The 13,430-nt window shown below is 73.9% G+C and carries 11 protein-coding genes; 8 read left to right on the top strand and 3 right to left on the bottom strand.

Annotated elements, in window-relative coordinates:
- The first annotated feature begins 9 nt into the window (after window positions 1-9).
- The gene (locus ABT354_RS22010) at window positions 10-1,560 is read left to right on the top strand and encodes an acyl-CoA synthetase (protein WP_351496350.1); all 1,551 of its coding nucleotides are present in this window, start codon (window positions 10-12) and stop codon (window positions 1,558-1,560) included.
- A 57-nt stretch (window positions 1,561-1,617) separates the two neighbouring features.
- Window positions 1,618-2,709, top strand: a complete 1,092-nt coding sequence (locus tag ABT354_RS22005; protein ID WP_351496348.1) for a calcium:cation antiporter — start codon at window positions 1,618-1,620, stop codon at window positions 2,707-2,709.
- A 32-nt stretch (window positions 2,710-2,741) separates the two neighbouring features.
- Here the strand turns inward: ABT354_RS22005 and ABT354_RS22000 are convergent, their stop codons facing one another.
- Complete coding sequence (locus tag ABT354_RS22000) at window positions 2,742-3,593, bottom strand: MerR family transcriptional regulator (protein WP_351496346.1); 852 nt, start codon at window positions 3,591-3,593, stop codon at window positions 2,742-2,744.
- A 122-nt stretch (window positions 3,594-3,715) separates the two neighbouring features.
- A complete protein-coding gene (locus ABT354_RS21995) occupies window positions 3,716-4,987 on the bottom strand; it encodes a hypothetical protein (protein ID WP_351496344.1) in 1,272 nt (423 codons plus the stop codon).
- A 166-nt stretch (window positions 4,988-5,153) separates the two neighbouring features.
- On the opposite strand from ABT354_RS21995, the gene ABT354_RS21990 reads away from it, so the two are divergent.
- Complete coding sequence (locus tag ABT354_RS21990; RefSeq protein ID WP_351496343.1) at window positions 5,154-6,464, top strand: alpha/beta fold hydrolase; 1,311 nt, start codon at window positions 5,154-5,156, stop codon at window positions 6,462-6,464.
- Between the two features lie 135 nt (window positions 6,465-6,599).
- On the opposite strand, the gene ABT354_RS21985 is transcribed toward ABT354_RS21990, so the two are convergent.
- A complete protein-coding gene (locus ABT354_RS21985) occupies window positions 6,600-8,258 on the bottom strand; it encodes an acyl-CoA synthetase (RefSeq protein ID WP_351496341.1) in 1,659 nt (552 codons plus the stop codon).
- A 185-nt stretch (window positions 8,259-8,443) separates the two neighbouring features.
- On the opposite strand from ABT354_RS21985, the gene ABT354_RS21980 reads away from it, so the two are divergent.
- The 5 genes from ABT354_RS21980 (at window position 8,444) to ABT354_RS21960 (ending at window position 13,327) form a co-directional block, all read left to right on the top strand.
- Window positions 8,444-9,325, top strand: a complete 882-nt coding sequence (locus ABT354_RS21980) for a crotonase/enoyl-CoA hydratase family protein (RefSeq protein WP_351496339.1) — start codon at window positions 8,444-8,446, stop codon at window positions 9,323-9,325.
- 55 nt (window positions 9,326-9,380) lie between these two features.
- Window positions 9,381-10,343, top strand: coding sequence for a Zn-ribbon domain-containing OB-fold protein (locus tag ABT354_RS21975; RefSeq protein WP_351496337.1), 963 nt, complete (start codon window positions 9,381-9,383; stop codon window positions 10,341-10,343).
- Window positions 10,340-11,461 carry a thiolase family protein gene (locus ABT354_RS21970; protein ID WP_351496335.1) on the top strand — a complete coding sequence of 374 codons (1,122 nt, stop codon included), beginning with the start codon at window positions 10,340-10,342 and terminating at the stop codon, window positions 11,459-11,461. Before ABT354_RS21975 ends, ABT354_RS21970 begins: the two co-directional genes overlap by 4 nt.
- A complete protein-coding gene (locus tag ABT354_RS21965; protein WP_351496333.1) occupies window positions 11,451-12,617 on the top strand; it encodes a thiolase family protein in 1,167 nt (388 codons plus the stop codon). The genes ABT354_RS21970 and ABT354_RS21965 overlap by 11 nt, the downstream gene beginning before the upstream one ends.
- A 209-nt stretch (window positions 12,618-12,826) precedes the next feature.
- Window positions 12,827-13,327: a hypothetical protein gene (locus ABT354_RS21960; protein WP_351496331.1), complete on the top strand. Its 501-nt coding sequence runs from the start codon at window positions 12,827-12,829 to the stop codon at window positions 13,325-13,327.
- Window positions 13,328-13,430: the final 103 nt, after the last annotated feature.

Below are 13,430 nucleotides of genomic sequence, written 5' to 3'. Positions count from 1 at the left end.
AGGCGACCGATGACCGTACCGCCCAACGGCTTCTGGGCCCAGGCGGCCGCCGACCCCGACCGGGTGGTCCTGACCACCCCCGACGGCACCCCCTGGAGCGCCGGACGGCTGCACGCCGACGCCAACCGCATGGTCCACGGCCTGCGCGCCGCCGGGCTCGAACGCGGTGACGCCCTCGCCGTCGTCCTGCCCAACGGGGCCGAACTCCTGACCGCCCATCTCGCCGCCGCCCAGGCGGGCCTCTACCTCGTCCCCGTCAACCACCATCTGACCGGATCCGAGATCGCCTGGATCGTCGCCGACTCCGGGGCCAAGGTGCTCATCGCCCATGAACGGTTCGCCGACGCGGTGACGGCCGCCGCCGGGGAGCCGGGGCCGCCCCCGGAGCACCGCTACGCCGTCGGCTCCCTGCCCGGCTTCCGCCCCTACGGCGAGCTGCTCGACGGCCACCCCGCCACCCCGCCCGCCGATCGCACCCTCGGCTGGGTCATGAACTACACCTCCGGCACCACCGGACGCCCCCGGGGCATCCGCCGCCCCCTGCCCGGACGGCTCCCCGAGGAAACCCATCTCGGCGGGCTCCTCCGCTTCTTCGGCATCCGGCCCTTCGACGGCCATGTCCATCTGGTGTGCTCACCCCTCTACCACACGGCCGTCCTCCAGTTCGCCTCCGCCGCCCTGCACATCGGCCACCCCCTGGTGCTCATGGACAGATGGCACCCCGAGGAGATGCTGCGGCTGATCGAGGAACACCGCTGCACCCACACCCATATGGTCCCCACCCAGTTCCACCGGCTGCTCGCCCTCCCCTCCGAGGTGCGGGCGCGCTACGACACCGGCTCGATGCGCCACGCCATCCATGGCGCCGCGCCCTGCCCCGCCCAGGTGAAACGGGCCATGATCGACTGGTGGGGGCCCTGTATCGAGGAGTACTACGCGGCGAGCGAGGGCGGCGGCACCTTCGTCACCGCCGAGGAGTGGCTGAAACGGCCCGGCACCGTGGGCCGTCCCTGGCCCATCAGCGAGATCGCCGTCCTCGACGACGACGGCGTCCGGCTCCCCCCGGGCCGCCTCGGCACCGTCTACCTCCGCATGTCCACCGGGGACTTCCGCTACCACCGCGACGACGCCAAGACCGCGAGCAGCCGCGTCGGCGACTTCTTCACCGTCGGCGATCTCGGAGTGCTGGACGAGGACGGCTGGCTCTTCCTCCGCGACCGCAAGATCGACCTGATCATCTCCGGCGGGGTGAACATCTACCCCGCCGAGATCGAGGCCGCGCTCCTCTCCCACCCCGCCGTGGCCGACGCCGCCGTCTTCGGCATCCCCCACGCCGACCGGGGCGAGGAGGTCAAGGCGGTGGTCGAACCCGCCGACGGACACCCGGGCGGCGAGGAACTGGCCGCCGACCTCCTGGCCCACTGCGCCCGGCTGCTCGCCCCCTACAAACGACCCAGGACCGTCGACTTCATCGCCGCCCTGCCCCGCGACCCCAATGGCAAGCTCTACAAACGCACCCTGCGCGCCCCTTACTGGGAAGGGCACGACCGCCCCATCTGACCCCCCGTTGGCGCAGCACCCCGCGCGCTCCGGCGCCCCGGCTGGCACCGTGGCGGCATGACGACCCGTACGGCGCGGCAGTGGACGACCTGGGTGCCGCTCCTCGCGGTGGTCGCCCTCGCGCTCGCCTGGGGCCGGGAGCTGCCCGGCTGGGCGACGCTGATCGTGGGCATCTGCCTGATCGGCGCCGTCCTGGCCGCCGTGCACCACGCCGAGGTCGTCGCCCACCGGGTCGGCGAACCCATCGGCTCGCTGGTGCTGGCCGTCGCCGTCACCGTCATCGAGGTCGGACTGATCGTCACCCTGATGGCCGACGGCGGCGACAAGGCCTCCACCTACGCCCGCGACACCGTCTTCGCGGCGGTCATGATCACCTGCAATGGCATCGTGGGCCTCTCCGTCCTCGTCGGCGCCCTCCGCAACCGGGTCGCCGTCTTCAACGCGGAGGGCTCCGGCGGCGCCCTCGCCACCGTGTGCACCCTGGCCACCATGACCCTGGTGATGCCCACCTTCACCACCGGCCACCCCGGCAAGGAGTTCACCGGCGACCAACTGGCCTTCGCCGCCGTCGCATCCCTCGCCCTGTACGCGCTCTTCGTGGGCGTGCAGACCGTACGCCACCGGGACTACTTCCTGCCGGTCCCCACCGACGGCGGCAAGGTGGGCCCCGACGACCACGCGCCGCCCCCGAGCGACCGCGAGACCTGGTGGAGCGTGGCCCTGCTGCTGATCGCCCTGGTCGCCGTGGTGGGCAACGCGAAACTGGTCTCCCCGGCCATCGAGAGCGGGGTGGAGTCCGCCGGGCTGCCCAACGCCGTCGTCGGTGTGGTGATCGCCCTGCTGGTGCTGCTCCCGGAGACCCTCGCCGCGGTCCGCGCGGCCCGCCGGGACCGGCTCCAGACCAGCCTCAACCTCGCCTATGGCTCCGCCATCGCCAGCATCGGGCTGACGATCCCGGCCATCGCGCTCGCCTCCATCTGGCTGCCCGGACCGCTGGTGCTGGGCGAGGACGCCACCCATGTGGTCCTGCTGGCGCTCACCGCCGTGGTCAGCGCGCTCACCGTGGTGCCGGGCCGGGCGACCCTCCTCCAGGGCGGGGTCCATCTGGCGCTCTTCGCCGCCTTCGTCTTCCTCTCCTTCAGCCCCTGAGCCCGTTCAGCCCCTGAGCCCGGCCGGGCCCCTCACCCCCACCGCGCCGTCTCCGGGTCGACCCCCTGGGCCCGCGCGCTGGCGAAGAACACCTCCCGCAGCCAGACGGCCAGCCCCGGGGCGAGCGCCTCGTAGTTCGCCGCGAACCCGGGATCCTCCACGAACATCCGCCCCATGCACACCTGCATCGCGGGGGTGCAGTCGAAGTACGTGGACATCAGCTCCCGGTGCCGCGCCGCCAGCGCCTCGGCCTCCGCCGAACCCGGGACCACCCCCGCGCGCAGCGCCCGTACCAGATCGGCGTTGAGGGTCTCCGTCGTGGCGGCGACCTCCGCCCACCGGGCCGGGGACATCCCGGCCGCGCGCTCCGCGTACTGGGCCCACTGCGGGCTGTCGCCCCACCGCTCCTCGGCCTCCGTCACCCAGGAGGGCTGCCAGCCGGAGCCGAAGATGTCGATCTGCTGCTGCGGGGTCAGCCGCATCCCCGGCGCCGACGCGGCCATCATCCGGTCCACCGCGCCGACCATCCCTTCCAGCCGCTCGATCCGTGCGAGCAGCAGCCTCCGCTGACGGCGCAGCTGGCCCCGTGCCCCGGTGTCCGGGGCGTCGAGGATCCGGCCGATCTCGGCGAGCGGGAACCCCAGCTCCCGGTAGACCAGGGTCCGCTGGATCCGGGCGATGTCCTCGGCCGAGTAGACCCGGTACCCGGCCCAGGTGCGTCCGCTCGGACGCACCAGACCGATCGCGTCCCAGTGGTGCAGTGTCTTCACACTGATCCCGGCGTGCGCGGCCACCCTGCCGACCGTGAGCCCTTCCGTGAGGTCGTCCGGAGGACCGTCCCGCCCGGCGACCGCGGTCTCCCCTGTACGGGTGTCGTCCGTCATCCCCTCACCCCTTGCTCAAGCCCCGGGTCCCAGGAGCGCCCCGGGTACGGTCCCGCCACCACCATGTTCATGATCCGGGACCGTAAACCCTTCCCTTGGGGGAGGGACAAGTACGGGGCCGCTCACTCCTCCGGTTCGCCCAGGGACCGCACCGGCCCGCTGATGTCCAGGACATCGACCGAGCCCAGGATCTCCATCGCGGGCACCCCCGGCCCGCGGACCGTGATCCCCCCGTCGATCCGGATCCGCAGCGCCCGCGCGCCGGGCAGCAGACTCAGCGCGGTGGCCGCCAGCTTTCTCAGCTCCCCCTTGACCAGGCTCTCGCCCACCGCGCCATGGGTCTCGACCCCCCGGTGCACGGTCAGCGTCCCGAACGGCTTGCTGATCTGGATGCCCACGGCCGCGTCCGCGTGGGTGACGATCCGGTCGAAGTCGGCGCTGTCGACCGTACCGTCGTAGATATTGAAGCCCCGGGCGCCGACCCCGAAGGTTTCGATGGGCGCCTCCACCGTCAGCCGCCGGATGGCGCCGAAGGTGACGAACCCGATGCCGCTGGGGCCGTGGGAGGTGACCGGACCCCGGGCCGTCCACCCCTCCACCTCGCCCCAGAGGTCCAGCACCATGTCATTGACGCCATAGGTGGTCACCGGACCCTCGTTGACCACCTCGCGGAAGGCCGCGTACACCACGAAGACCCCACCGCTGATCAGCCCCGGGGTGCCCGCCGGGATCCCGCCGTCGGAGTGCACGGTCTCGGTGTGCAGCCGGCGCCCCTCCACCCGCCCGCCGTCCGGGGTGCCGGAGACAAAGACCCCGCTGCCGCGCACCGGGGCCCCCTCACGGCCCGCCCCGATCCCCGCGAGATCGCAGGTGATCAGCGACTCGGGGGACGACTGCTGGTTGTAGAGGGTGAACGCGCCCTGGAGCACCTCGACGTTGTACCCGCTCGGGCGGGGCAGGGCCTCCCGGGCGTCCGCCTCCTCGATGTCCAGACCGTCGATCCGCACATGCCCGCCGGTCACCCGGTCCCGGGCCACCAGCTCCACCCGGCCCACGATGGACAGCTGGGACAGCTCCAGGGTGCCCAGCTGCTCGACCGAGGTGTCGTTGTGGAGGGCGCGCGCGGTGGGCGCGGTCTCCAGCCGGACCCTGCTGACGTGGTTGTCGCGGGAGAGCCGCAGACCGTCCCCGCCGTCGAAGACCAGACCGGCGCCCGGCGCCGAGCCGGTGAGCGCGGCCCCGGGCGGCAGGGTGAAGCCCGGCACACCGGTCAGCCGCTCGTCGAGCCCGATCACCGGAGGTCCCCCGCCCGCCGCCGCGTCCACGGCGGCCAGCAGCTCCGCGACCGTGCCGACCGTGACCGTCTCCGCCGCGGGGGGTGTCTCCTCCGTCATGGCGTGACCCTAGGCCACCGGCCCGCCGCCCGGAGCACGACACATACCCCTGTACGGGTGGAATATCCCGCGGCGGCACCGACAGGGCCCCGCCGCGCCGCGGCCCGTACGCCCGGGTGGCCCGGCACCATTGCCGTGGCCACCCCGGGCGGGCAACGATCGGGGCATGCCGAAGTTCACCGCATACGACGGTACGGAACTCGCCTACCACCTGAAAGGAGCGGGAGAGCCGCTGATCTGCCTGTCGGGAGGTCCTGTCCGGGCAGCCGCCTACTACGGGACCCTCGGCGGTCTGGACGCCCACCACCGGCTGGTCCTGCTCGATCTGCGCGGCACCGGCGGCTCGGCGGAGCCCGCCGACCCCCGGACCTGCCGCTGGGACCGGCAGACGGACGACATCGAGGCCCTCCGCGAACATCTCGGCCTGGACCGGGTCCACCTCCTCGCCCACTCGGTCTCCGGCAATCTGGCCACCCTCTACGCCGCCCGGCATCCGCTGCGGGTCCGCTCCCTCACCCTGATCGCCCCCGGCGCCCGCCCGGGGGACGGAAAGCCCGAGCAGGACGGGGTGGTGTGGCACGCCGACGGCTTCGACCCCGAGCCCTCCCGGGCCGCGCTCGCCACCCTTCAGGCCCCGGTCCTGGTCCTGACCGCGTCCCGCAACGGAGGTCCCCGCCCGCTGCGCGCCGCCGACCTGGCGCCCCTCTTCCCGTACAACGGGCGGGCCGACGTCCACCACCCCTGGCTGGAGGACCCGGGCGGTTTCGTCCGGGCCGTCCGCGCCTTCCTCGATCCCGACATCAGCGAACTGGACGTCGACGGGGTCCGGCTCGCCTATCGCGCCTGGGGCGAGCCCGGCGCGCCGCCCGTCGTCCTCGCCCACGGCCGGGGCGACGACGGCGCCGAGTGGGCCGGGGTCGGCGCCCGGCTCGCCGCCACCCGGCGGGTCTACGCCCCCGACTTCGGCGGCCACGGCCTCAGTGACTGGCCCGGCGACTACGGTTTCCACCGTTTACGGAATGAACTGAGCGGCTTCATCCGGGGGCTCGGTCTGGACAGCGTCCATCTCGTCGGCCACTCCATGGGCGGGCTCGCCGCCCTGCTCCTCGCCGCCGAGGAACCCGAGCTGGTGGACCGGCTGGTGGTCGAGGAGCCACCGCCGCCCTTCCCGCTGGTCCCACCGCGCCCCGCCGGCCCCCGTACGGACGGTGAGGTGCCCTATGACCGGGAGATGATCATCCGGATCGACGCGGAGCTGAACGACCCCGACCCCCGGTGGAGCGGGCGGCTGGCCTCGATCGAGGCCGGCACGCTGGTCATCGGCGGGGGACCGGAGAGCCATGTCGACCAGGAGGCCCTGGCCCGGATGACCGGTCTGGTGCCGGGGGCCCGGCTGCTCACCCTGGGCGGCGGGCACAAGGTGCACGGGAGCCGCCCGGAGGAGTTCCTCGCGGCGCTGGAGGAGTTCGGCGTCTGACCCGCCGGCCGACTCCCGGGTGCCCCTGGGCCCGGGGGTCGGGAGGGGCCGCCGGGCGCAGGGGATCGGGCCGGGCCGCCGGGTCGGGCCCGGGGATCGGGGTCCGGGTGGGCCGCCGGGCTGGTGTCCCGGGGGTCAGGCGGGCTCCCGGGGCCCCGCCGCCACCGACTGGGCCCAGCGGTAGTCCGCCTTCCCGCTCGGCGAACGCCTGATCCGCTCGACCACCACCAGCTGCCGGGGGATCTTGTACCCGGCGAGCCGGGCCCGGCAGTGCCGCTGGATCTCCGCCAGGTCCGGCGCCGCCGCCTCGGCGCGCGGCTGCACCACGGCGGCCACCCGATGGCCCCACACCGTGTCGGGCACCCCCGCCACCAGGGCGTCGTACACCGCCGGATGGGCCTTGAGCGCCTGCTCGACCTCCTCCGGATACACCTTCTCGCCGCCGGTGTTGATGCACTGCGAGCCCCGGCCGAGCACGGTGACGACCCCGGCCTCGTCCACCGTCGCCATGTCGCCCAGCAGCACCCAGCGCTCCCCGTCCCGTTCGAAGAAGGTCTCCGCCGTCTTCGCCGGGTCGTTGTAGTAGCCGAGCGGCACATGGCCGCGCTGGGCGACCCGGCCCGGTGTCCCGGCCGGGACCGGCTCATGGGTCACCGGGTCGACCACCGAGGTACGGGCGTTGACCTCGACCCGCAGGGCGGGGCCCGCCGCCGGATCGCCGATGGCGGTGCCGTTGAACCCGGACTCGGAGGAGCCGAAGTTGTCCAGCAGCAGCACCGAGGGCGCCACCGCCGCGAGGTCCGCCCGTACCGTCGCGGAGGTGATCGCGCCCGACGACGAGACGGTCAGCAGCGAGGAGAGATCGGTTCCGCGCAGCGGTCCGCGCAGGGCGTCCACCAGGGGCCGCAGCATCGCGTCGCCGACCAGCGACATGGCGTTCACCCGCTCCTTCGCCACGGTCCGCAGGGCGTCGCCGGGGGAGAAGCGACGGTGCAGTACCACCCGCTGGCCGTAGTGGAAGGCGATGAACGCGGTCAGGACCGCGGTGCCGTGCATCAGCGGCGGCAGGGGGAAGAAGGTGAGGCCCGCGCCGCCCGCCGCGACCCGTTCGGCCAGCTCACCGGGGGAGGCGACCGGCTCCCCCTTGGGGGCGCCGCCGCCGAGACCGGCGAAGAAGAGATCCTCCTGACGCCACATCACCCCCTTGGGCATCCCGGTGGTGCCCCCGGTGTAGATGATCAGGAGGTCATTCCCCGACCGGGCGGGGAAACCGCGCTCCGGGGAGGCCGCCGACGCCGCCTCGGCGAAGGGCACCGCGTCCGGCACCGGGTCCGCCACCGCGTCCGAGGCCGGGTCCGGCAGGGGGCTGCCGCCGGGCGGCCCCACCCGTAACAGATGGCGCAGCCGGCCCGCCCTCGGCAGCGCCTCGGCGACCCGCCCGCCGAACTCCCCGTCGAAGACCAGCGCCGCCAGATCGGCGTCCCGGTAGAGATGGGCCAGCTCCTCGCCCACATAGCGGTAGTTGACATTGACCGGGACCAGCCGTGCCTTGAGACAGCCGTAGAGGGTCTGGAGATACTCGACGCCGTTGTAGAGATGGATGCCCACATGCTCGCCGGGCCGGAGGCCCGCACCGGTCAGATGGTGGGCGATCCGGTTGGCCGCCGCGTCCAGCTCCGCGTAGGTCAGCCGGCGCTCGGCCCCCGTCCCGGGGAGATCGAGCCAGACCAGGGCCTCCCGCCCGGGGGCCGCGTCCACCACCGACTCGAACAGGTCCGCAAGGTTGTAGTCCACCCGCTCCTCCTGGCCCGGCGTTCCCCGGCAGCCCCGGGGCCGTCGTCATTAGAGCGCCGGGGGGTTCAAGTGGGAAGGGGCACGGCCCAAAAACTGACTGACTGTCAGATCGCGGTCGGATAGCTATTGAACTGACCCCGCCCCTCCTGCACCCTGTTCTCGATCCGGCGACGGGAGGCCCGCACATGCCGCACACCGAGCACCAGCCGCCCCACCCCCATCCGGCACCACCCGGGGACGCCCCGCCGCCGGACCCGCCTCCCGGGGACGGGGGCACCGAACACCTCACCGTGGAGCGCCGGGGCGCCACCCTGGTGCTCACCCTCAACCGGCCCGGGGCGAGGAACGCGCTCTCCCTCCCCATGCTCATCGGGCTCCACGACGCCTGGCTCGCGGCCGACGCCGACGACGGCATCCGCTCCCTGGTCCTCACCGGCGCGGGCGGTGCCTTCTGCGCCGGTATGGACCTCAAGGCCCTCGCCGCCGGGACCGTCGCCGACCCCCGGTACCGGGAGCGGCTGGCGGCCGACCCGGACCTCCACTGGAAGGCCATGCTCCGCCACCACCGCCCCCGCAAACCCCTGATCGCCGCCGTCGAGGGCCCCTGTGTCGCGGGCGGCACCGAGATCCTCCAGGGCACCGACATCCGGGTCGCGGGGCGCGGTGCGGTCTTCGGGCTGTACGAGGTCCGGCGCGGCCTCTTCCCCATCGGCGGCTCCACCGTCCGCCTCCCGCGCCAGATCCCCCGTACCCACGCCCTGGAGATGCTGCTCACCGGCCGCCCCTACACCGCCGACGAGGCCCTGGCCATCGGACTCATCGGCCATGTCGTCCCCGACGGCACCGCCCTCGCGCGCGCCCTCGACATCGCCGAACGGATCAACGCCTGCGGCCCGCTGGCCGTCGAGGCGGTCAAGGCGTCCGTCTACGAGGCCGCCGAACTCACCGAGACCGAGGGGCTGGCCGCCGAACTCAAGCACGGCCGGCCCATCCTCGCCACCGAGGACGCCCGGGAGGGGGCCCGGGCCTTCGCGGAGAAACGCGACCCCGTCTTCCGCCGCGCCTGATCCCTGTGCCCGCCCCGCCTGATCCCGCAAGGCCCAGGACCCGCAGGAGGCACCGATGACCCAGCCGCTCCGCGCGCCCCTCGTGGTGGAGTTCCCCTTCACCCGCTCCCTCGGACCGGTGCAGAGCGCCTTCCTCACCGGGCTGCGGGAACGTACCGTCCTCGGCGTCCGTACCCGCGCGGGCCAGGTGCTCGTACCCCCCGTCGAATACGACCCGCACACCGCCGAGGAGATCGGCGACCTCGTCCGGGTCGGCACCAGCGGCACCGTCACCACCTGGGCCTGGAACCCGCACCCCCGCCCCGGCCAGCCGCTCGCCACCCCCTTCGCCTGGGTCCTGGTCCGCCTCGACGGCGCCGACACCGCCCTGCTGCACGCCCTCGACGCCCCCGGCCCCGGAGCGGTCCGCACCGGGCTGCGGGTACGGATCCGCTGGGCCGCCACCCGTACCGGCGCCATCACCGACATCGCCTGCTTCGTCCCCGACGGCACCGCGACCGACCACCGGGCACCGCCGCCGGCCACCGCCGTCCCCCATGACGGCGTCTTCGACGACCCCGTCACCGGCATCCTCGCCCCCGCCCGGCTGGAGTACACCCACACCCCCGGCCGCGCCCAGGGCGCCCATCTGCGCGCCCTCGCCGAACGACGGATCACCGGCGAACGCTGCCCCCTCTGCCGCAAGGTCCATGTCCCGCCCCGGGGCGCCTGCCCCACCTGCGGTGTCGCCACCCGCGAGGAGGTCGCGGTCGGCCCGCGCGGCACCGTCACCACCTTCTGCGTCGTCAACATCAAGGCCCGGAACCTCGCCATCGAGGTGCCCTATGTCTACGCCCATATCGCCCTCGACGGAGCCGATCTCGCCCTCCACGGCCGGATCGCCGGCCTCCCCTGCGACCAGGTCCGTATGGGGCTGCGGGTGGAACCCGTCTGGGTCCCCGGCCTCCGCCACCCCGACCACTACCGGCCCACCGGGGAACCCGACGCCGCCTACGACACCTACAAGGAGCTGCTGTGACCACCCCCGCCCGGGAGACGGCTGCCCCGCCGAGGGAGGTCGCCGTCGTCGCCTTCGCCCAGAGCGACCACCGGCGCCACAGCGAGGACAGCTCCGAGGTGGAGATGGTCCTGCCGGTGATCCAGCGGGTCCTGGCGACCACCGGACTCGGCCGCGCGGACATCGGCTTCACCTGCTCCGGCTCCTCCGACTACCTCGCCGGACGCGCCTTCTCCTTCACCCTGGCCCTCGACGCCGTCGGCGCCTGGCCGCCGATCGCCGAGTCCCATGTCGAGATGGACGGCGCCTGGGCCCTGTACGAGGCATGGGTGAAGCTGCTGACCGGTCAGGCCGACACCGCCCTCGTCTACGCCTGGGGGAAGTCCTCCCCCGGGGCGCTGCGCGAGGTCCTCACCCGCCAGCTCGACCCCTACTACCTCGCCCCCCTCTGGCCCGACTCCATCGCCCTGGCCGCCCTCCAGGCCCGCGCCCTCATCGACAGCGGCGCCACCGACGAGAGCGCGCTCGCCGCCATCGCCGCCCGCAGCCGCACCGACGCCGCCCACCATCCGCACGCCCAGCTCAAGGGCGCCGTCCCGCACGGGGACCCGGTGGTGTCACCCCTGCGCACCGGCGACTGCGCACCCATCGGCGACGGCGCCGCCGCTATGATCATCGCCGCCGGGGACCGCGCCCGCGAGCTGTGCGACCGCCCCGCCTGGATCCGGGGCATGGACCACCGGACCGAGCCCCACGCCCTCGGCGTCCGCGACCTCACCGACTCGCCCTCCACCCGGCTCGCCGCCGAACGCGCCGGAGCCTTCGAACGCCCCCTCGACACCGCCGAACTCCACGCCCCCTTCACCTCCCAGGAGGTGGTGCTGCGCCGGGCGCTGCGCCTCGGCCCCGAGGTACGGATCAACCCCTCCGGAGGGGCGCTCGCCGCCCATCCGATGATGGCGGCCGGGCTCATCCGGATCGGCGAGGCGGCCTCCCGGATCCAGCGCGGCCGATCCGGCCGGGCCCTCGCCCACGCCACCTCCGGGCCCTGCCTCCAGCAGAATCTGGTCGCCGTCCTCGAAGCGGACCCGCCGCCCCCGGGACGCGCCCCCCGGGAAGGAGCCCCCCGTGTCCGGTGAACCCGTCGCCGTCGTCGGCATCGGCCAGACCCGGCACGCCGCCGCCCGGCGCGATGTCTCCCTCGCCGGACTCGTCCGCGAGGCGGCCCGCCGCGCCCTGGACGACGCCGAGCTGGACTGGGCCGACATCGACGCCGTCGTCATCGGCAAGGCGCCCGACTTCTTCGAGGGCGTGATGATGCCCGAGCTGTATCTCGCCGACGCCCTCGGCGCCGTCGGCAAACCCCTGCTCCGGGTGCACACCGCCGGGTCCGTCGGCGGCTCCACCGCACTGGTCGCCGCGGATCTGATCGCCGCACGGGTACACACCACCGTGCTCACCCTCGCCTTCGAGAAACAGTCCGAGTCCAACGCCATGTGGGGGCTGTCCCTGCCGGTCCCCTTCCAGCAGCCGCTGCTCGCGGGGGCGGGCGGCTTCTTCGCCCCCCATGTCCGCTCCTACATCCGCCGCAGCGGGGCCCCCGACACCATCGGCTCCCTCGTCGCGTACAAGGACCGCCGCAACGCCCTGCGGAACCCGTATGCCCATCTCCATGAGCACGACATCACCCTGGAGAAGGTGCGGGCGTCCCCGATGCTCTGGGACCCCATCCGCTACTCCGAGACCTGCCCCTCGTCCGACGGGGCGTGCGCGATGGTCCTCACCGGCCGCGCGGGCGCGGCGCGCGCCCCCCGGCCGCCCGCCTGGATGCACGGCGGAGCGATGCGCAGCGAACCCACGCTCTTCGCGGGCAAGGACACGGTCTCCCCCCGGGCCGGGCGCGACTGCGCCGCCGAGGTCTACCGCAGGGCCGGGATCACCGATCCGCGCCGGGAGATCGACCTCGCCGAGATCTATGTCCCCTTCTCCTGGTACGAGCCGATGTGGCTGGAGAACCTGGGCTTCGCCGCCGAGGGCGAGGGCTGGCGGCTCACCGCCTCCGGGGCGACCGAACTCGACGGCGATCTCCCCGTCAACCCGTCCGGGGGAGTCCTCTCGACCAACCCGATCGGCGCCTCCGGGATGATCCGCTTCGCCGAGGCGGCGCTCCAGGTGCGCGGCGCGGCGGGCGAGCACCAGGTGGACGGGGCGCGCCGGGCACTGGGGCACGCCTACGGCGGCGGATCGCAGTTCTTCGCCATGTGGCTGGTGGGCTCCGACCCGCCACCGGGCTGATCCTCCGGCCCGCCCCCTCGGGCGTAGAGGGGTGGGGGTACCGTCCACGTCCCTCGGACGTCGGGTTGGGGGTACCTCCCACGCCCCCAGGGGGGCGTAGGGCGGGGGCACCTCCACGCCCCTTGGGCGTCGGGTTGGGGGTACCTCCCACGCCCCTTGGGCGTAGGGGGAAGGTCCGCCGCCCCCTCCAGGCCACGTACCATGGCGGTATGTCCTTTCTCCGCCGCCGCAGCGCCCCCACACCCGCCGGCCCGGACTTCGATGTCCTGGCCATGGACCCGGGGGACTGGCCCGGCAATCTCGGCGCGGGACTGCTGCCCGCACCCGACGGCACCTGCCAGGGCGTCTTTCTGCGGTACGACCTGTTCGGCGGTCGCGGCCCCGCGATGATCATCGGCAATCTGCCCCAGGGCTCGCCCGCCCGTGAGGTGGGGGAGGGCCAGATCCCCTTCGAGGTGGCCCAGCTGCTGCTCGCGCTGGAGAACGACGAGCAGGTCGAGGTCGTCGGCACCGAGGACGTCCCGGTGATGCAGGGCGACAATCTGCTGATCGTGCGGCGGTTGAAGCTCTCCGAGAGCCGGATCTCCTGCGTCCAGTTCGACCGCAGCGACGATGTCCTGGTCACCATCGCCAGCTGGGACCGGCCCATCACGGACGATCTCTACGCGCTGCTCAAGCCGCTGCCCGCGGAACTCTTCCAGCAGGGCTGACCGACACCACCCGGCGGGGGGGGGGGGGGGGGGGGGGGGGGGGGGGCCCGCGCCCCGGGCCGGGCCGCCGCCCCCGCCGCCCCCGCGGCCGGGCCCCGGCCCG

The sequence above is a fragment of the Streptomyces sp. NPDC000594 genome, assembly GCF_040299965.1.
GTDB lineage: Bacteria > Actinomycetota > Actinomycetes > Streptomycetales > Streptomycetaceae > Streptomyces.
The sequence above is the reverse complement of the archived record's forward strand: the minus strand, read 5'-3'. Positions and strand labels throughout refer to the sequence as shown.